Here is an 18,849-nt window from a genome sequence, read left to right on the forward strand (position 1 = left end):
CCCCGGTGTGCTCGCCGTGAACTCGACCATCCCCGCGGGCGCCGGCGGCACCGGCGGCATCGGCGGCGTTGGCGGCAACGGCGGGACGGTTGGCACCGGCGGCCTCGGCGGTGCCGGCGGCACCGGCGGCAAGGGTGGCATCGGCAACTACACGCCCGTAACCACTACCGAGAATGGGGGCGTGGGCGGCTCCGGCGGCTCGGGCGGCGCCGGCGGGCACGGCGTCACGGGTGGCGATGGCGGCACCGGCGGCGACGGCGGCGGCGGTGGCAATGGCGTTGGCGTGGGCGCCTTCGGCGGCACCGGCGGCCCCGGCGGCTCCGGCGGCTCCGGTGGCACCGGCCAGGGCGGGGCCGGCCAGGGGGGCAGCGCCGGCGTCACCGGCATGCGGACCTTGAACTCCAGCGGCGGCTTCGGCGGTGCCGGCGGCGCCGGCGGTGCCGGCGGGCCCAGCTAGGACGGATTGGTACCGCGCAGTTCACCCGTTCGGGGCCTTCCGGACACGCGGGAAGGCCTTTTTGGACCAATCCGGGCCGTTTTGGCGTAGTAAGTGCGCGAAAGCGCCGCTCAAATCCCCAATTCAGGGCCTTTTGCCCTTACCCTGACACGCGTGACCAGTCAATCGAATGACGCACATTGGCGCCGCCCTGGCGAATCCTCGGACCCGATCCCCGGGCGCCCGGCTTCGGCGCGCCTGGTCGACCCCGAAGATGACCTGACGCCGGTCGGGTACCCGGGCGACTTCGGAACCACCACCGTCATCCCGTACAGCGACCCCGCTGCCTCGGGTGGCCCCGCGGCCGCGGGATACAACCTGCTCGAGCACCAGGAGCCCCTGCCGTATGTGCAGCCGCAGTCGGTGCCGCAGGCGGCCCCGATCTCGGCCACCGAACCGGCCCGCATCGACTCGGACACCGACGACGACCCGCAACGCGCCGCCGGCCGCCGCGGAACCCAGCATTTGGGTTTGCTGATCTTGCGGGTCGGGCTGGGAGTGGTGCTCGGCGCCCACGGCCTGCAGAAGCTGTTCGGCTGGTGGGGCGGCGGCGGGCTGACCGGTCTGAAGAACTCACTGTCCGACATCGGCTATCACCACGCCGACATCCTGGCGTACGTCAGCGCCGGCGGCGAGATCGTGGCCGCTGTGCTGCTCATCCTGGGATTGTTCACGCCGGTAGCCGCGGCGGGCGCGCTGGCGTTCCTGATCAACGAGCTGCTGGCCACCGTCTCCGCGAAGCCGCACTCGCATTCCTTCTCGTACTTCCTGCCGCAGGGGCACGAATACCAGATCACCCTGATCGTGCTGGCCGCCGCGGTGATCCTGTGCGGACCGGGCCGCTACGGCCTCGACGCCGGCCGCGGATGGGCCCATCGCCCGTTCATCGGGTCTTTCGTGGCGCTGCTCTGTGGCATCGCCGGCGGCATCGGGGTGTGGGTGCTGCTCAACGGGGTCAACCCGATCGCCTAACCCTTATCGGTAGGGATTGGGCACCCGCCCTGCGCTGGCCTCGGTCAACTGCGGCAGCGTGGCGAACGTGACCGCGGGCAATCGCAGCTCCCCGCCACTGTTAAGGCGGGCCCGCGCCCAAGAACCTCGGTGGAAGCGCAGGCCGTCAATGTCGTCCCAGGCCACCGTGCGGCTGCCCAGCAGTGTGCGAACGGTCACCCCGTGGTCGTCGGCGACGGTGCGCAGCCGGACGATCAAGGCCGACAACAGCACCGGGATGGCCAGCAGCGGCGCCGACAGCGGCCACGCCAGCACCGGTATCAGCAAGCCCAGGGTCAAGAATCCGACGGCCAGGTGCGCGATGGGCGACACCTTGATGACGACGGGGGAATCGGTAACCACCCTCGCATCATCGCACCGCAGCGCGTCGCCCGGTGCGAGGCCGACGCACCCGGTCGACAGCGTCGGATTTGACTGTTGAGCTGTGCGAAGGCTACCGTCGGACGCTATGGAATCCGCCGGAAAGCCCGGAATGCTCGTAGTAATTAGTCGGCGCGTTGGTGCCTGACTGAGCCCTTCAGCATTTGAAGCGATCCAGCACCAACGCGCAACCCTCGTTCAGCCGATGAGCTGACGGGGGTTTTTTCTTGCGCGACAACGAGACTGCATAGTGAAGAGGACGAAACGACAGTGAGCGCTCCCACCAGGCCGCCCGCGCAGCAGCCGCAGCGTGCGACCGACATCGCCACCGACGCGGTGCAACCCGCCGCCAAACCCCAACCGAAACGCGTTGCGCCCGAACAACTTACCGGCGCCCAGGCGGTGATCCGGTCGTTGGAGGAACTCGACGTTGAGGTGATCTTCGGGATCCCCGGCGGCGCGGTGTTGCCGGTGTACGACCCGCTGTTCGACTCGAAAAAGCTTCGCCACGTGCTGGTTCGCCACGAACAGGGCGCCGGTCACGCCGCCAGCGGGTACGCGCACGCCACCGGCAAGGTCGGGGTCTGCATGGCAACTTCGGGTCCTGGCGCCACCAACTTGGTGACACCGCTGGCCGACGCGCAGATGGACTCGATTCCCGTCGTCGCCGTCACCGGGCAGGTCGGGCGCGGGCTGATCGGCACCGACGCCTTCCAGGAGGCCGACATCTCGGGCATCACGATGCCGATCACCAAGCACAACTTCCTGGTTCGCTCCGGCGACGACATTCCGCGGGTGCTGGCCGAGGCCTTCCACATCGCCTCGTCGGGACGTCCGGGCGCGGTACTCGTCGACATCCCCAAGGACGTGCTGCAGGGCCAGTGCACGTTCAGCTGGCCGCCCCGGATGGACCTGCCCGGCTACAAGCCCAACACCAAGCCGCACAACCGCCAGGTGCGTGAGGCCGCCAAGCTGATCGCGGCCGCGCGCAAGCCGGTGCTCTACGTCGGCGGCGGGGTCATCCGCGGCGAGGCGACCGAGCAGCTGCGGGAGCTGGCCGACCGGACCGGCATCCCGGTGGTCACCACGCTGATGGCGCGCGGCGCATTCCCGGACAGCCACCCGCAGAACCTGGGCATGCCCGGCATGCACGGCACGGTGGCCGCGGTGGCGGCGCTGCAGCGCAGCGACCTGCTGATCGCGCTGGGCACCCGCTTCGACGACCGGGTGACCGGGAAGCTGGAGTCCTTCGCACCCGAGGCCAAGGTCATCCACGCCGACATCGACCCGGCCGAGATCGGCAAGAACCGGCACGCCGACGTGCCGATCGTCGGCGACGTCAAGGCCGTCATCACCGACCTGATCGCGATGCTGCAACACCACGATGTTCCCGGCCAGATCGAGATGACCGACTGGTGGGCATACCTGCACAGCGTCCAGTCCACCTACCCGCTGAGCTACGATCCGCAGAGCGACGGCAGCCTGGGCCCGGAATACGTCATCGAGAAGCTGGGCGAGATCGCCGGCCCGGACGCCGTTTATGTCGCCGGGGTCGGCCAGCACCAGATGTGGGCGGCGCAGTTCATCTCCTACGAGAAGCCGCGGACCTGGCTCAACTCCGGCGGGCTGGGCACCATGGGGTTCGCCATTCCGGCGGCCATGGGCGCCAAGATCGCTCGCCCGGAGGCGGAGGTCTGGGCGATCGACGGGGACGGCTGCTTCCAGATGACCAACCAGGAGCTGGCCACCTGCGCGATCGAGGGCGCGCCGATCAAGGTGGCGCTGATCAACAACGGCAACCTGGGCATGGTGCGGCAGTGGCAGAGCCTGTTCTACGAGGAGCGCTACTCGCAGACCGACCTGGCGACACACTCACGCCGCATCCCGGACTTCGTGAAGCTGGCCGAAGCGCTGGGTTGCGTCGGATTGCGTTGCGAGCGTGAAGAAGACGTCGTCGACGTGATCAACCAGGCGCGCGCGATCAACGACCGCCCGGTGGTGATCGACTTCATCGTCGGCGCCGACGCGCAGGTGTGGCCGATGGTGGCCGCCGGAACCGGCAACGACGAGATCCAGGCCGCCCGCGGCATCCGCCCGTTGTTCGACGACGAAAGCGAAGGGCACGCCTGATGAATCCGACCACGCACACGCTATCGGTGTTGGTGGAGGACAAGCCCGGCGTGCTCGCCCGGGTGGCGGCGTTGTTCTCCCGGCGCGGTTTCAACATCGAGTCGCTGGCCGTCGGTGCCACCGAGCAGAAGGACATGTCGCGGATGACCATCGTCGTCTCCGCCGAGGACACCCCGCTCGAGCAGGTCACCAAGCAGCTCAACAAGCTGATCAACGTCATCAAGATCGTCGAGCTGGACGAGGACAACTCGATGTCCCGCGAGCTGGCGCTGATCAAGGTGCGCGCCGACGCCGGCAGCCGCAGCCAGGTGATCGAGGCGGTGAACCTGTTCCGCGCCAAAGTGATTGACGTATCGCCGGAAGCGCTGACCATCGAGGCGACCGGTAACCGCGGCAAGATCGAGGCGCTGCTGCGCGTGTTGGAGCCCTTCGGCATCCGCGAGATCGTTCAGTCTGGGCTGGTTTCGCTGTCCCGCGGTGGGCGCGGAATGAGCTCCGCCAAATAGTTTTTCAGCTAATCGATACAAAGGAGATAGGGAAGTGCCAGCCGAGGCATTGGAAATGTTCTACGACGACGACGCGGATCTGACCATCATTCAGGGCCGCAAGGTCGGCGTCATCGGATACGGCAGTCAGGGGCACGCGCACTCGCTGAGCCTGCGCGACTCCGGCGTGCAGGTGCGCGTGGGGCTGAAGGAGGGTTCGAAGTCGCGGCCCAAGGTGGAGGAGCAGGGACTGGACGTCGACACCCCCGCCGAGGTCGCCAAGTGGGCCGACGTCATCATGCTGCTGGCCCCCGACACCGCCCAGGCCGACATCTTCAAGAACGAGATCGAGCCCAACCTGAACGACGGGGACGCTTTGTTTTTCGGTCACGGGCTCAACATCCACTTCGACCTGATCAAGCCTCCGGCCGAGGTCACCGTCGCAATGGTGGCCCCGAAGGGGCCGGGCCACCTGGTGCGCCGCCAGTTCGTGGACGGCAAGGGCGTGCCGTGCTTGATCGCCGTCGACCAGGACCCGACCGGCAAGGGCGAAGCGCTGGCGCTGTCCTACGCCAAGGCCATCGGCGGTACCCGGGCGGGCGTCATCAAGACCACCTTCAAGGACGAGACCGAAACCGACCTGTTCGGTGAGCAGGCCGTGTTGTGCGGCGGCACAGAGGAACTGGTGAAGGCCGGTTTCGACGTGATGGTCGAGGCGGGCTACCCGCCGGAGATGGCCTACTTCGAGGTGCTGCACGAGCTCAAGCTGATCGTCGACCTGATGTACGAGGGCGGCATCGCGCGAATGAACTACTCGGTGTCCGACACCGCGGAGTTCGGCGGATACCTCTCGGGTCCGCGCATCATCGACGCGGACACCAAGGAGCGGATGCGCACCATCCTGCGCGAGATCCAGGACGGCACCTTCACCAGGAAGCTGGTCGCCAACGTCGAGGGCGGCAACAAGGAGCTGGAGCGGTTGCGCAAGGAGAACGCCGAACACCCGATCGAGGTCGTCGGCAAGAGGCTGCGCGACCTGATGAGCTGGGTGGACCGCCCGATCACCGAGACGGCCTAGCCCTTCCGCCGAGCGTGAAGCTGTTGCGAATTTTCCGCCCGATTCTCGCAACAGTTTCACTCTCGGCGCGGGGCGCCGCTTAAGTACCCAGGCGTTCGGCGGTCGCCACCACCCGGCGGGCCAGGTGCTCGAGGGCCTTCTCCGTCGCTCGGTCGGCTTCAGAGTCGAATTCGTGGATGTTGTCATGGGTGGACACCAGGCTCACCCCGTACGGGTTGCCGTCGACGAACTTGCACGGGTCGGTGTATCCGGGCGGGACGATGATGCCGCCGAAGTGCATCACCGTGATGTACAGAGACAGCAGTGTGGTCTCCTGGCCGCCGTGCAGCGTGTTGGACGACGTGAACGCCGCGTACACCTTGTCCGCAAGCTTGCCCTGGGCCCACAGCCCCCCGAGCGAGTCGAGGAAGGTGCGCAATTGCGCTGCCGGCGTGCCGAACCGGGTCGGCGACCCGAAGATCACGGCGTCGGCCCAGACGACGTCGTCGCCGGTAGCCGCCGGAAGGTCCTTGGTCGCTTCGTAGTTGGCGGTCCACGCCGGGTTGTGGGCGAACGTTTCCGGGTCGTGGGTCTCGGCAACGTGTCGCAGCCGGACCTCGGCGCCCGCGGACTTCGCCGCCGCGGCGACGCGCTGTGCCATCGTGGTGCCGTGACCGGTGGCCGAGTAGTAGATGATCGCGAGTTTGGTCACCTGGCTAGCTTAGGTCCCAGGGCGGGCATATCGGTGATGCCGAATTCGCGGCGCAGCAGCGTGCGCGCGGCGTAATAGCCGGCCATGCCGTGCACGCCGCCGCCGGGCGGGGTGGCCGCCGAGCACAGGTACACCTTGGGAAGCGGTGTGCGCCAGGGGTTCAGGCGCGACTTAGTTCCTGGAGGGCCCGCGATCGCGCGCCAGGCAGAATTGCCGCCCATCCCGATGTCGCCGCCGACGTAGTTGGCGTTGTGATCGGCCATCCGTGCGGCGGGCACGGCGCGCGCCGCCACCACGACGTCGCGGAAGCCCGGCGCGAACCGCTCGAGGACCCCGGTCACGACCTCGGTCGCGTTCAGCGTGGAACCCGACGGCACGTGCGCGTAGGTCCAGAATGGGCGGCGGCCGACGATGTCGATGCGACCCGGGTCCACGATGTGCGGCGAGGCGGCCAGCACCATCGGCGATTGGGCATGGCGCCCGGCGGCGATGTCGGCCTCGGCCCGCGCCATCTGTGCGCGGGTTCCGCCCAGGTGCAGCGTCGGCGCCCGCCGCAGGCGCGGGTCCGACCACGGGATCTCGTCGCTGAGCACGAAGTCGACCTTCGCCACTCCCGGGCCAAAGGTGTAGCGGCGCAACGCCTTTACGTAGCGCGACGGTAGCGCGTCGCCGTAGATCCGCAACAGCGCGGTCGGTGCCGTATCGAAGGCGACGACGCCCGGCGGCGGCTCGGTGACTTCGGTGCCGGCCGTGAGTTCACCGCCGTGCGCGCGCAGGTCGGCGATCAGCGCGTCGGTGATCACCCGGGTGCCGCCCACCGGGATCGGCCAGCCGGCCGAATGGGCCAGCGTGGCCAGCAGCAGGCCGGCGCCGGCCGCCGTCAACGACGGCATCCGCGAAATGACATGGGCCGCAACGCCGGTGAACAGCACCCGCGCGTCCTGGCCAACCAGCGAACCCCACGCCGGCGTTCCCTGGGCCAGCATCCGAAGCCCGAGCTGCAGCGCGGACGGCAGCGAGCCGGGCAACGAACGCTTGTCGCCGAGCAGCACTTCGACCACGTCGCGCGAATTCGTCACCAGCGGGCCCAGCAGCCGCCGCCACGACGCACCGTGTTCCAGTTCCGCGCAGGTGCGCTCGAGATCCCGGTAGGCGATCGCAGCCGGCCGGCCCGGCAGCGGGTTGGCATAGGAGACCTCCGGCACCGCCAGTTGCACGCCCCGCGCGGGCAGGTCGAACTCGGCGAAGAACGGTGACGCCAGCGCCAACGGGTGAACCGCCGAGCACACGTCGTGCGCGACTCCGAGAGAATCTGGGTCGGGCTCGGTGCGGGCGCCGCCGCCAAAGGTCGGTTGCGCCTCGACGACCTGGACTTTCAGGCCGGCGCGGGCGCAGACGACGGCCATGGCGAGCCCGTTGGGCCCGCTGCCGACTATCGTCACGTCCAAGGTGACGTCCACCGGTCAATTACAGCCGATAGGCTGGCCGGGTGAATCTGCCAGTTGTACTTATCGCCGACAAACTCGCCGAATCAACCGTGGCCGCCCTGGGGGATCAGGTCGAGGTGCGCTGGGTAGACGGGCCCGACCGGGAGAAGCTGCTGGCCGCCGTCCCCGAGGCCGACGCGCTGCTGGTGCGGTCGGCCACCACCGTCGACGCCGAGGTGCTCTCGGCCGCCCCCAAGCTCAAGATCGTCGCCCGCGCCGGGGTCGGGCTGGACAACGTGGACGTGGACGCCGCCACCGAGCGCGGGGTGCTGGTGGTCAACGCGCCGACGTCGAACATCCACAGCGCGGCCGAGCACGCGTTGGCGCTGCTGCTGTCCGCGGCCCGCCAGATCGCTGCCGCCGACGCCTCGCTGCGCGCGCACACCTGGAAGCGGTCGTCGTTCTCGGGGACCGAAATCTTCGGCAAGACGGTCGGTGTCGTCGGGCTGGGCCGCATCGGCCAGTTGTTCGCCCAGCGGATAGCGGCCTTCGGCACCAACGTCGTCGCGTACGACCCGTACGTCGCGCCGACCCGGGCCGCGCAGCTCGGCATCGAGCTGCTGCCGCTGGACGATCTGCTGGGCCGCGCCGACTTCATCTCGGTGCATCTGCCGAAGACCCCCGAGACGGCGGGCCTGATCGACAAGGAGGCGCTGGCCAAGACCAGGCCGGGCGTCATCATCGTCAACGCCGCGCGCGGCGGCCTGGTGGACGAGGCGGCGCTCGCCGATGCCGTCAGCAGCGGCCACGTCCGCGCCGCCGGCATCGACGTGTTCGCCACCGAACCGTGCACCGACAGCCCGCTTTTCGAGCTGCCGCAGGTGGTGGTCACGCCCCATTTGGGGGCGTCCACCGCCGAGGCGCAGGACCGGGCCGGCACCGACGTGGCCGAGAGCGTGCGGCTGGCGCTGGCCGGGGAATTCGTTCCGGACGCCGTCAACGTCGGCGGCGGAGTGGTCAGCGAAGAGGTGGCGCCGTGGCTGGACCTGGCGCGCAAGCTCGGAGTGCTGGCCGCCGCCCTGTCCGACGGTCTCCCGGCGTCGCTGCAGGTGCAGGTGCGCGGCGAGCTGGCCTCCGAAGACGTTGAGGTGCTGAAGCTTTCGGCGCTGCGAGGATTGTTCTCGGCGGTGATCGAGGATCAGGTCACCTTCGTCAACGCGCCGGCGCTGGCGTCCGAACGCGGCGTAACCGCCGAAATCAGCACAGCCTCCGAAAGCCCCAACCACCGCAGCGTCGTCGACGTGCGGGCGCTCGCCCACGACGGTTCGTGCGTCAACGTCGCGGGCGCGCTCTCGGGGCCGCAGTTGGTCGAGAAGATCGTGCAGATCAACGGTCGCAACTTCGACCTGCGCGCCCAGGGCACCAACCTGGTGATCAACTACGTCGATCAGCCCGGAGCGCTGGGCAAGATCGGCACCTTGCTCGGTGCGGCCGGGGTGAACATCCAAGCGGCGCAACTGTCCGAGGACGCCGAGGGCCCCAGCGCGACGATCCTGCTGCGGCTGGATCAGGACGTTCCCCCCGATGTCCGGTCGGCGATCGCGGCCGCGGTGGGGGCCAACAAGCTCGAAGTGGTTGACCTCTCGTGAAACGCGCCGGCGACGATGCAGAGCGGAGCGATGAGCAGGAGCGGCGCCGATGAAACTCGCGGTGATCGGCGGCGACGGGATCGGCCCCGAGGTGGTGGCCGAGGCGGTCAAAGTCCTGGACGCGGTGGTGCCGGGCGTGCAGAAGACCAGCTACGACCTGGGCGCCCGCCGGTTTCACGCCACCGGAGAGCTGCTGCCGGATTCGGTGCTGGCCGAATTGCGCGAGCACGACGCGATTCTGCTCGGGGCCGTCGGTGACCCGTCGGTCCCCAGCGGCGTGCTGGAGCGAGGTTTGTTGCTGCGCCTGCGCTTTGAGCTTGACCACCACGTCAACCTGCGGCCGGGCCGGCTCTACGAAGGCGTGAGCAGCCCGCTCGCCGGCGACCCGGACATCGATTTCGTGGTGGTGCGCGAGGGAACCGAGGGCCCCTACACCGGAAACGGCGGCGCGCTTCGCGCCGGGACGCCCAACGAGGTGGCCACCGAGGTCAGCGTCAACACCGCGTTCGGTGTGCGCCGAGTGGTGCAGTACGCGTTCGAGCGCGCCATGCTGCGCCGCAAACACCTGACGCTGGTGCACAAGAACAACGTGCTGACGTTCGCGGGGAAGCTGTGGACGCGAATCGTGGCCGAGGTCGGCGAGGAATACCCTGACGTCGAGGTGGCGTATCAACACGTCGATGCCGCAACCATCTTCATGGTCACCGATCCCGGTCGGTTCGACGTGATCGTCACCGACAACCTGTTCGGCGACATCATCACCGACCTTTCCGCGGCGGTGTGCGGCGGAATCGGGTTGGCGGCCAGCGGAAACATCGACGCCACCCGGACCAATCCCTCGATGTTCGAGCCGGTGCACGGCAGCGCACCCGACATCGCCGGCCAGGGCATCGCGGATCCGACCGCGGCGATCATGTCGGTGGCGCTGCTGCTTTCCCACCTCGGTGAGGACGATGCGGCTGCCCGGGTGGACCGGGCCGTCGAGGCCTATCTGGCAACTCGTGGGAACGAACGGCGCGCCACCAGCGAAGTCGGCGAACGGATTGCAGCCGCGCTCTAGTTTCCAAACCGGGCGGCAGCAACCGCGTCGGGACCAACGGTATTGCCACCAAAGGGAATAGCCCGCACAGCGCCCAGGCGGGCGGATACTTCGCGGCGGTGATCAAGACGCCGAACAGCGGGGATCCGGCCGCCGCCATCACCCGTTGGGTGGTGTTCTGGATGCCCAGGGCGCGTCCGCTCCAGAACGGCCCGGCGAATTCGGTGATCGCGGTCGCCTCCAAGCCGTTGTCGAGCACCGCGATCACCGAGATGGCGATCATGAGTGGCACCTCGTAGCGCGAATTCAGGTGATCGGCGATGGCCAGCAGGAAGAGGGCCGAAGCGGCGGCGACGGCGATGATGCGGACCGGTCGCATGCGCGAACCGACCCGGTCGGACCAGCGGCCGACCGCGATGCGGCCCAGCGCGCCGAGCAGCTGCGAGAGCGTGACCAAACCGCCGGCGGCCGCGATCGACCAACGGTGGTCGTTCATCAGCCAGACCAGCATGAAGGTCACCGTCACCGTCTGCGGCATCATCAGCAGGCCGCCCACCGCGTGGATGCGCCACAACACCGACGACCCGCGGTACGGGCTGGCCAGCTCCTGCGCGGTGGCGGTCCCGCGGGGTTTGCGCGGCGAGTCGACGATGCCGACCGCGCTTGTCAATGCCGCCGCGGCGCACACCAGCGCGGGAAACATCAGGCCCGCGTGCGGGCCGCGCTCGGCCAGCTCGGGCATGATCAGCGCGCCCAACGCGATTCCCAGCGGCTGCGCCGTCTGTCGGATGCCCATCGCCAGGCCGCGCTGCTGTGGCGGAAACCACGCGGACACCAGCCGGCCGCCGGCGGTGTTGCAACTCGCGGCGGCCATGCCCCCGAGGAAGAGGTAGACACCCACCCACACCATCGAGTGCACCGACGCCGAGGCATAGGCCGCGGCGGCGGTGAGCCCCGAGCCCAGCGTCAACACCAGCCGCTCGCCGACGCGGTCGAGCACGTAGCCCCAAAGAATCAGCGTGGCGACCATGCCCCAGCTGGGCATCGACGCCAACAAACTGGCTTCCGCCAACGGGGTTCCGCGGTTGGCTTCCAGCGACGGGATCAGGAAGGCAATGCCGTTGATGAACAGGAAAGAACTGGTCGTGACGAACAGCGAGATGATCATCATCGACCACCGCTTGCCGGTGCCTAGCGCGGCAGCGTGGCCCGTGGCCATCAGCCCATATTTGCACAGGGTTAGGCCGCCCGGCCGCCGGAGCCGCCGCCGGCGCGAACTAGGCTCAATCAAATGCGCCTTGGTCGAATCGCCAGCCCGGACGGTGTCGCGTTCGTCAGCATCGAGGGCGAACTCGACGATCCTGCGGCGATGATCGCCCGGGAGATCGCCGAACACCCTTTCGGCACGCCGACGTTCACCGGCCGATCGTGGCCGCTGGCCGACGTCCGGCTGCTGGCGCCGATGCTGGCGGGCAAGGTGGTCTGCATAGGCAAGAACTACGCCGACCACATCGCCGAAATGAGCACCTTCGCAACCGGACCGGCCGCGGCGGACCCGATCATCTTCCTCAAGCCCAACACCGCGATCATCGGCCCGAATGCACCGATTCGGTTGCCGGCCAACGCATCACCCGTGCACTACGAGGGTGAGTTGGCCGCGGTGATCGGCCGGCCCTGCAAGGACGTGACCGCCGCCCAGGCCGCCGACAACATCCTCGGCTACACCATCGGAAACGACGTGTCGGCACGTGACCAACAAAAGGCCGACGGTCAATGGACGCGCGCCAAGGGCCATGACACCTTCTGCCCGGTCGGTCCGTGGATCGTCACCGATGTCGACCCGGCGGATCTCGAACTGCGCACCGAAGTCAACGGCGAATTGAAGCAACGCAGCCGCACCTCGTTGATGATCCACGACGTCGGCGCCATCGTGGAGTGGATCTCGGCCGTGATGACCCTGCTGCCCGGCGACCTCATCCTCACCGGGACACCGGCGGGCGTGGGCCCGATCGAGGACGGCGACACCGTGTCCATCACCATCGAGGGCATCGGCACCCTCGCCAATCCCGTAGTCCGCAAGGCAAAGTCGTGACCGCCCCAGCCGCCGCCGCAGGCAAAGTACGCGTCCGATTCTGCCCGTCGCCCACCGGCACGCCCCACGTCGGGATGGTCCGCACCGCGCTGTTCAACTGGGCCTACGCCCGACACACCGGCGGCACCTTCGTCTTTCGCATCGAGGACACCGACGCCCAGCGCGACACCGAGGAAAGCTACCTGGCGCTGCTCGACGCGCTGCGCTGGCTCGGCCTGAACTGGGATGAGGGACCCGAGGTTGGCGGACCGTACGGCCCGTACCGGCAGTCGCAGCGCAGCGAGATCTACCGCGACGTGGTGGCCAAGCTGCTCGAGGCGGGGGAGGCCTACTACGCCTTCTCCACCGCCGAGGAGGTCGAGGCGCGCCACATCGCGGCGGGCCGCAACCCCAAGCTGGGTTACGACAACTTCGACCGGCAGCTGACCGATTCGCAGCGCGCGGCCTTTCTCGCCGAAGGCCGGCAGCCGGTGGTGCGGCTGCGGATGCCCGACGAAGACATCGGTTGGGACGACCTGGTGCGCGGAACCACCACGTTCGCGGCGGGCACCGTCCCCGATTTCGCGCTGACCCGCGCCAACGGAGATCCGTTGTACACCTTGGTCAACCCGGTCGACGACGCGCTGATGAAGATCACCCACGTGCTGCGCGGCGAGGACCTGCTGCCGTCGACCCCGCGCCAGCTCGCCCTGTATCAGGCGCTGATCCGGATCGGGGTCGCCGAACAGACTCCGCAATTCGCCCATCTGCCAACGGTATTGGGGGAGGGGACCAAGAAACTTTCCAAGCGCGATCCGCAGTCGAACCTGTTCGCCCATCGCGACCGGGGCTTCATCCCCGAGGGGCTGCTGAACTACCTTGCGCTGCTCGGCTGGGCGATCGCCGACGATCGCGACCTGTTTACCCTCGACGAGATGGTGGCCGCGTTCGACGTCGTCGACGTCAACGCCAACCCGGCCCGGTTCGACCAGAAGAAGGCCGACGCGCTGAACGCCGAGCACATCCGGATGCTGGACGCGGACGAATTCACCGCCCGGCTGCGCGACTACCTCGACGGGCACGGCCAGCACGTCGATCTCGATGACGCCGGATTCGCCGTCGCCGCCGAACTGGTGCAGACCCGCATCGTCGTCCTGGGCGACGCCTGGGACCTGCTGAAGTTCCTCAACGACGACGAATATGCGATCGACCCCAAGGCCGCCGCCAAGGAGCTGGGCCCGGACGGGCTCGCGGTGCTCGACGCGGCGCTGGCCGCGCTGGACGGCGTGACGGACTGGACCGCGCACAACATCGAGGCCGCCCTCAAGGCCGCGCTCATCGAGGGCCTGGCGCTCAAACCCCGCAAGGCGTTCGGTCCGATCAGGGTCGCCGCCACGGGAACAACCATCAGCCCGCCGCTGTTCGAATCACTCGAGCTGCTCGGCCGTGACCGCAGCCTGCTGCGGCTGAGGACCACGCGCGATGACGCAGCCTAAATCTTTGGTAGTCTGCACTGCGGTTTACAAAGGCCTAGAACGGTCGGCAGCGGCGGTCTCGGGGGTTGGCAATAGCCCGCAGAACTCGCTCTGACCAGCGGTTTTAGGCAGCCAATGGGGTATGGTGTAATTGGCAACACAGCTGATTCTGGTTCAGCCATTCTAGGTTCGAGTCCTGGTACCCCAGCAAAGCCGCACCAGCGCAAGCGATTAGGTGCGCCTACGGCTGTGAGCTATGCTGGCAGCTCGGATCGGTTCTGGCCCCGTCGTCTAGCGGCCTAGGACGCCGCCCTCTCACGGCGGTAGCGTGGGTTCGAATCCCATCGGGGCTACAAAATCCGTCCGCATGCGGCTACTGGCCGTTCCCCGCGACCGCCGGTGCGGTCGTCCCGCCCACCGGCATCGGCGGCAGGCCGAGCTTGCGGTGATCCCATGAGCGGGCGCGACGCGCCACGATGCGCACGCAGACCCGCTTGTTCATCATCTGCTCAACGAAGGGCTTCATCTCGTCGGTGTACGGGCCGGTGTAACGCTCGAACACGCTGACGCCCACCCGGTGCGAGACGTCGGGATCGTCGACGATCTCGGCGACGCCTTCGAAGGACACCCCACGCAGCGTGTCGTAGGTGTCGCCGCCCTCGATCAAAAAGCTCACCCGCGGGTCCCGTTTGACGTTGACCGCCTTCTGCGACTTCGCCTTGGTCTCGAGCCAGACTTCACCGTCGACCACCGCGTACCACATCGCGGTCAGGTGCGGCTGGCCGTCGGGGCCGACGGTGGCCAGCGTGCCGGTGCGGCTCTTGGTGACAAAATCGGCGATCTCGTCGTCGGACATGACGATGCTCGCGCGCTGATTGGTTCCCATGGCGTCAGTCTGTCAGGCCGTTTGCTTAGGCCGTGCATTGGTGGCGTGGAGTGTGTGCTGAGGGTGGCGGTTGTGCGCTGCTGGCGCCCTGAGAACACACGCGAAGGCCTGAACGCACACGCGATGCCGGGGGAGTATCCATTTCGTCGCCGGTGCCGTGATGGCGTCGAGTGTGCAGTGACGGCTTTGAGTGTGCGTCAAGGGCGGCGATTGTGCGGTCCTGGCGCCCTGAGAACACACGCGAAGGCCTGAACGCACACGCGATGCCGTGGCTACCCATGCGAAGCCCTAGGCGACCTAGACCCGACGGGTGAGGGCCTCCGCGGCAGCCAGAAGGTCTGCGGCCCAGCGGGCCCCCGGCCGCCGCCCGATCCGGTCGATGGGCCCCGACACCGAAATCGCCGCGATCACGTCACCGCGGCCGTCACGCACCGGCGCCGACACGCTCGCGACGCCCGGCTCGCGCTCGGCGACGCTCTGTGCCCAACCGCGCCGGCGCACCTCGACCAGCGCCCGGTCGGTGAATTTCGCGGTCGGCAGCACGGCTTTCTGTGTCGCGGCGTCGCTGTAGGCGAGCAAGACTTTGGCGCCCGAGCCCGCGGTCATCGGCAACCGCGCGCCGACCGGGACCGTATCGCGAAGACCCGCAGCCGGTTCCACGGCGGCCACGCAGACCCGGGAAGTGCCCTCGCGGCGATACAGCTGCACACTTTCGCCGGTCGTCTCGCGCAACGCGGGCAGCACCGCCGCGCTCGCCGCCAGCAGGGGATCGTCGACACGGGCCGCGAGTTCGGTGACCGCGGGACCCAGACCCCAACGCCCTTCGCCGTCGCGCGCCACCAGCCGATGGACCTCCAGGGCGGCCGCCAGCCGGTAGGCGGTGGCCCTGGGCAACGCGGTTCGCTCGCACAGTTCGGCCAACCCGCACGGGGATTCCGCGATCGTCTGCAGCACGCCCACCGCTTTGTCGAGGACGCCGATGCCGCTATGCTGTCTCACATAGAGATAGTAGCGTCTCGCATGCTGAGATGCAGCCCCGAAGCACCGAACAGAGGCGAAATGGCACACGACACCAAGGCGGACGGTCCAGGCACGCCGCGCACCATGGCCGAAAAGGTATGGGCCGACCACGTTGTGGTTCCCGGCTCGTCGGGTGACGGGACCGGTGCGCCCGACTTGATCTATATCGATCTGCATTTGGTGCACGAGGTCACCAGCCCGCAGGCATTCGACGGCCTGCGCCTGGCCGGCCGGCCCGTGCGGCGGCCCGACCTGACGCTTGCCACCGAGGACCACAACGTGCCCACCGTGGACATCGACAAGCCGATCGCCGACCCGGTGTCGCGCACCCAGGTAGAGACGTTGCGGCGAAACTGCGCTGAATTCGGCGTCCGGCTATACCCGATGGGCGACATCGACCAGGGCATCGTGCATGTCGTCGGGCCCCAATTGGGCCTGACCCAACCGGGAATGACGATCGTCTGTGGGGACAGTCACACTTCCACCCATGGCGCGTTCGGGGCGCTGGCGATGGGGATCGGCACCTCGGAGGTTGAACACGTGCTGGCCACCCAGACGTTGCCGCTGCGGCCCTTCAAGACGATGGCGGTCAATGTCGACGGTCAGCTGCCCGCCGGTGTCACCGCCAAGGACATCATCCTGGTGTTGATCGCCAAGATCAGCACCGGCGGCGGCCAGGGCCACGTCATCGAATACCGCGGCAGCGCCATCGAATCGCTGTCGATGGAGGGCCGGATGACGGTCTGCAACATGAGCATCGAAGCCGGCGCCCGGGCCGGCATGGTCGCGCCGGACGAGACCACTTACGAGTTCTTGCGCGGCCGCCCGCACGCGCCGACCGGGGCGCAGTGGGATGCCGCGCTTCGGTACTGGCGGCAGCTGCGCACCGACCCGGGCGCCGTCTTCGACACCGAGGTCTATCTCGACGCGGCCTCGTTGAGCCCGTTCGTCACGTGGGGAACGAACCCCGGCCAGGGGGTGCCCCTGTCCGCGGCCGTGCCGGATCCCGAACAGATGCCCGACGAAGGCGAACGGCAGGCCGCCGAGAAAGCCTTGGCGTACATGGACCTTCGGCCGGGCACGGCGATGCGTGATATCGGTGTCGACGCCGTGTTCGTCGGCTCTTGTACCAACGGTCGTATCGAAGACCTGCGCGCGGTGGCCGACGTGTTGCGTGGCCGCAAGGTGGCCGACGGGGTCCGGATGCTCGTCGTCCCGGGCTCCATGCGGGTGCGCGCGCAGGCCGAAGCCGAAGGGCTGGGTGAGGTTTTCACCGCCGCGGGCGCCGAGTGGCGGCAGGCGGGGTGCTCGATGTGCCTGGGAATGAACCCCGATCAGCTCGCGCCGGGGGAGCGGTGCGCCGCGACGTCCAACCGCAATTTCGAAGGGCGGCAGGGTAAAGGCGGACGCACGCATCTGGTGTCGCCGGCCGTCGCCGCCGCGACGGCGGTAACGGGCAGGCTGTCCGCGCCGGCCGACCTGAACTAAGAACACTGAATCGAGGACGAGGATGGAAGCCTTTCGCACCCACACCGGTATTGGCGTGCCGCTGCGGCGGTCCAATGTCGATACCGACCAGATCATTCCCGCGGTGTATTTGAAGCGCGTAACCCGAACCGGTTTCGAGGACGGCTTGTTCGCTTCGTGGCGGTCGGATCCGTCATTCGTGCTAAACCTCAGCCCCTTTGATCGCGGCTCGGTTCTGGTGGCCGGACCCGATTTCGGCACCGGCTCGTCGCGTGAGCACGCGGTGTGGGCGCTGATGGACTACGGGTTCCGGGTCGTCATCTCGTCTCGATTCGGTGACATTTTTCGGGGCAACGCCGGCAAGGCGGGACTGCTGGCGGCCGAAGTTTCCCAAGACGGCGTGGAACTTCTTTGGAAGCTGATCGAGCAGAGCCCTGGCTTGGAAATCACTGCCAATCTTCAAGATCGGAATATCACCGCCGGAACGGCGGTGCTGCCGTTCAAGATTGACGACCACACCGCTTTCAGACTGCTCGAAGGTCTTGACGATATAGCCGTTACGCTGCGGAAACTCGACGAAATCGAGGCATTCGAGGCGGCGCGCCCGGAGTGGAAACCGCGCACTCTACCCACCTCCTGAGGGGCCGACCGGGACGGTTTTTCTTCTCGGTCGGCTAAGTAAACCGGCCCGATTCCGCGGTCCGCCACCGGTCAAGGGAGGCAACCGGATTCCGAAAACATCGGTCGTTCGGTCCTGAAATTGCGCGTGGCTCTTGGAAATTTGCTGGGTGAGGGTTTACCGTGTCCACTAGTCGGTTCGCAAAACGAGGACCACTAGCTTCGGAGGGTTTTGGATGAACAAAGCAGAGCTCATTGACGTGCTCACGCAGAAATTGGGCTCGGACCGTCGGCAAGCGACCGCTGCCGTCGAGAATGTCGTCGACACCATTGTGCGTGCGGTGCACAAGGGTGACAGCGTCACAATTACCGGGTTCGGTGTGTTCGAGCAGCGCCGGCGCGCGGCGCGGGTCGCCCGCAATCCGCGTACCGGCGAGACGGTGAAGGTGAAGCCGACGTCGGTCCCGGCGTTCCGGCCCGGTGCTCAATTCAAAGCGGTTGTCTCTGGCGCACAGCGCCTCCCGGCGGAAGGACCGGCCGTGAAACGTGGTGTGGTAGCAAGCGGTGGCGCGGCCAAGAAGGCTGCCAAGAAGGCGCCGGCGAAGAAGGCGGCGAGCAAGACCACGGCCAAGAAGGCCGCGACCAAGGCCCCGGCCAAGAAGGCGGCGACCAAGGCCCCGGCCAAGAAGGCGGCGACCAAGGCCCCGGCCAAGAAGGCGGCCACCAAGGCCCCCGCCAAGAAGGCGGCGACCAAGGCGACTTCGGCGGCCAAGAAGGCTCCGGCCAAGAAGGCCGCCACCAAGGCTCCGGCCAAGAAGGCAGCCTCAAAGAGACCGGCCAGCAAGGCTCCTGCCAAGAAGACCACCTCGCGGCGCGGCCGCAAGTAGGAAGTTCCACACGCGAATACCCTTCGGGGTGGCAGCGACGCCACCCGGAGGGTATTCGC

16 protein-coding genes, 2 tRNA genes and 2 pseudogenes are annotated in these 18,849 nt (G+C 68.0%); 14 read left to right on the forward strand and 6 right to left on the reverse strand.

Features of this window, described 5'->3' with window-relative positions; all coding sequences use genetic code 11:
• Together A5764_RS19470 and A5764_RS19475 are read left to right on the forward strand one after the other, a co-directional pair.
• A pseudogene (locus tag A5764_RS19470) lies at positions 1-457 on the forward strand (hypothetical protein); the annotation flags it as partial.
• Between the two features lie 153 nt (positions 458-610).
• On the forward strand, positions 611-1,468 hold the full coding sequence (locus tag A5764_RS19475) for a DoxX family protein (RefSeq protein WP_067115736.1): 858 nt from the start codon (positions 611-613) through the stop codon (positions 1,466-1,468).
• Between the two features lie 3 nt (positions 1,469-1,471).
• On the opposite strand, the gene A5764_RS19480 is transcribed toward A5764_RS19475, so the two are convergent.
• A complete protein-coding gene (locus A5764_RS19480; RefSeq protein ID WP_067115739.1) occupies positions 1,472-1,849 on the reverse strand; it encodes a PH domain-containing protein in 378 nt (125 codons plus the stop codon).
• A gap of 288 nt (positions 1,850-2,137) precedes the next feature.
• Between A5764_RS19480 and A5764_RS19485 the strand changes: the two genes are divergently transcribed.
• Genes A5764_RS19485 through ilvC form a run of 3 tightly spaced genes read left to right on the forward strand, consistent with a single transcriptional unit; the run spans position 2,138 to position 5,560 of the window.
• Complete coding sequence (locus A5764_RS19485) at positions 2,138-3,997, forward strand: acetolactate synthase large subunit (protein WP_067115742.1); 1,860 nt, start codon at positions 2,138-2,140, stop codon at positions 3,995-3,997.
• Positions 3,997-4,503 carry an acetolactate synthase small subunit gene (gene ilvN, locus A5764_RS19490; RefSeq protein ID WP_067115746.1) on the forward strand — a complete coding sequence of 169 codons (507 nt, stop codon included), beginning with the start codon at positions 3,997-3,999 and terminating at the stop codon, positions 4,501-4,503. Before A5764_RS19485 ends, ilvN begins: the two co-directional genes overlap by 1 nt.
• A 55-nt stretch (positions 4,504-4,558) precedes the next feature.
• A complete protein-coding gene (ilvC, locus tag A5764_RS19495) occupies positions 4,559-5,560 on the forward strand; it encodes a ketol-acid reductoisomerase (RefSeq protein ID WP_067115843.1) in 1,002 nt (333 codons plus the stop codon).
• 79 nt (positions 5,561-5,639) lie between these two features.
• Here ilvC and wrbA read toward each other — a convergent pair whose 3' ends face one another.
• Positions 5,640-6,251 (reverse strand): NAD(P)H:quinone oxidoreductase, encoded by a 612-nt coding sequence (gene wrbA, locus A5764_RS19500; protein WP_067115749.1) that lies wholly within the window; start codon positions 6,249-6,251, stop codon positions 5,640-5,642.
• On the reverse strand, positions 6,248-7,699 hold the full coding sequence (locus A5764_RS19505) for an NAD(P)/FAD-dependent oxidoreductase (protein ID WP_067115846.1): 1,452 nt from the start codon (positions 7,697-7,699) through the stop codon (positions 6,248-6,250). The genes wrbA and A5764_RS19505 overlap by 4 nt, the downstream gene beginning before the upstream one ends.
• Positions 7,700-7,740: 41 nt before the next feature.
• Between A5764_RS19505 and serA the strand changes: the two genes are divergently transcribed.
• Together serA and A5764_RS19515 are read left to right on the forward strand one after the other, a co-directional pair.
• Positions 7,741-9,327 carry a phosphoglycerate dehydrogenase gene (gene serA / locus A5764_RS19510; protein WP_067115751.1) on the forward strand — a complete coding sequence of 529 codons (1,587 nt, stop codon included), beginning with the start codon at positions 7,741-7,743 and terminating at the stop codon, positions 9,325-9,327.
• A 49-nt stretch (positions 9,328-9,376) separates the two neighbouring features.
• Positions 9,377-10,387 carry a 3-isopropylmalate dehydrogenase gene (locus tag A5764_RS19515; RefSeq protein ID WP_067115753.1) on the forward strand — a complete coding sequence of 337 codons (1,011 nt, stop codon included), beginning with the start codon at positions 9,377-9,379 and terminating at the stop codon, positions 10,385-10,387.
• A gap of 136 nt (positions 10,388-10,523) precedes the next feature.
• Here the strand turns inward: A5764_RS19515 and A5764_RS27715 are convergent.
• Positions 10,524-11,585 (reverse strand): annotated as a pseudogene (locus A5764_RS27715) (MFS transporter); the annotation flags it as partial.
• Between the two features lie 72 nt (positions 11,586-11,657).
• Here A5764_RS27715 and A5764_RS19530 point away from each other — a divergent pair.
• The 4 genes from A5764_RS19530 to A5764_RS19545 all read left to right on the forward strand — a co-directional run bounded on the left by A5764_RS19530 (position 11,658) and on the right by A5764_RS19545 (position 14,265).
• Complete coding sequence (locus A5764_RS19530) at positions 11,658-12,458, forward strand: fumarylacetoacetate hydrolase family protein (RefSeq protein ID WP_067115764.1); 801 nt, start codon at positions 11,658-11,660, stop codon at positions 12,456-12,458.
• The gene (gene gltX, locus A5764_RS19535) at positions 12,455-13,933 is read left to right on the forward strand and encodes a glutamate--tRNA ligase (RefSeq protein ID WP_082951807.1); all 1,479 of its coding nucleotides are present in this window, start codon (positions 12,455-12,457) and stop codon (positions 13,931-13,933) included. The genes A5764_RS19530 and gltX overlap by 4 nt, the downstream gene beginning before the upstream one ends.
• Positions 13,934-14,048: 115 nt before the next feature.
• A tRNA-Gln gene (locus A5764_RS19540) sits at positions 14,049-14,120 on the forward strand.
• A gap of 72 nt (positions 14,121-14,192) precedes the next feature.
• Positions 14,193-14,265: transfer RNA gene (locus A5764_RS19545), tRNA-Glu, on the forward strand.
• Positions 14,266-14,285: 20 nt separating this feature from the next.
• Here A5764_RS19545 and A5764_RS19550 read toward each other — a convergent pair.
• On the reverse strand, positions 14,286-14,798 hold the full coding sequence (locus tag A5764_RS19550; protein WP_067115771.1) for a pyridoxamine 5'-phosphate oxidase family protein: 513 nt from the start codon (positions 14,796-14,798) through the stop codon (positions 14,286-14,288).
• A gap of 297 nt (positions 14,799-15,095) precedes the next feature.
• Entirely contained in the window at positions 15,096-15,797 is a 702-nt protein-coding gene (locus A5764_RS19555) for an IclR family transcriptional regulator (protein WP_067115774.1), read from the reverse strand.
• 60 nt (positions 15,798-15,857) lie between these two features.
• On the opposite strand from A5764_RS19555, the gene leuC reads away from it, so the two are divergent.
• From leuC to A5764_RS19570, 3 genes are all read left to right on the forward strand, one after another.
• Positions 15,858-17,306 carry a 3-isopropylmalate dehydratase large subunit gene (gene leuC / locus A5764_RS19560; RefSeq protein ID WP_067115777.1) on the forward strand — a complete coding sequence of 483 codons (1,449 nt, stop codon included), beginning with the start codon at positions 15,858-15,860 and terminating at the stop codon, positions 17,304-17,306.
• 22 nt (positions 17,307-17,328) lie between these two features.
• On the forward strand, positions 17,329-17,925 hold the full coding sequence (gene leuD, locus A5764_RS19565) for a 3-isopropylmalate dehydratase small subunit (RefSeq protein WP_067115780.1): 597 nt from the start codon (positions 17,329-17,331) through the stop codon (positions 17,923-17,925).
• Positions 17,926-18,139: 214 nt separating this feature from the next.
• Complete coding sequence (locus A5764_RS19570) at positions 18,140-18,790, forward strand: HU family DNA-binding protein (protein ID WP_067115783.1); 651 nt, start codon at positions 18,140-18,142, stop codon at positions 18,788-18,790.
• The last annotated feature ends 59 nt before the right edge of the window (positions 18,791-18,849 follow it).

Origin of the sequence: Mycobacterium sp. 852002-51057_SCH5723018, from assembly GCF_001667035.1 — a bacterium.
In the GTDB taxonomy this organism is placed as follows: Bacteria; Actinomycetota; Actinomycetes; order Mycobacteriales; family Mycobacteriaceae; genus Mycobacterium.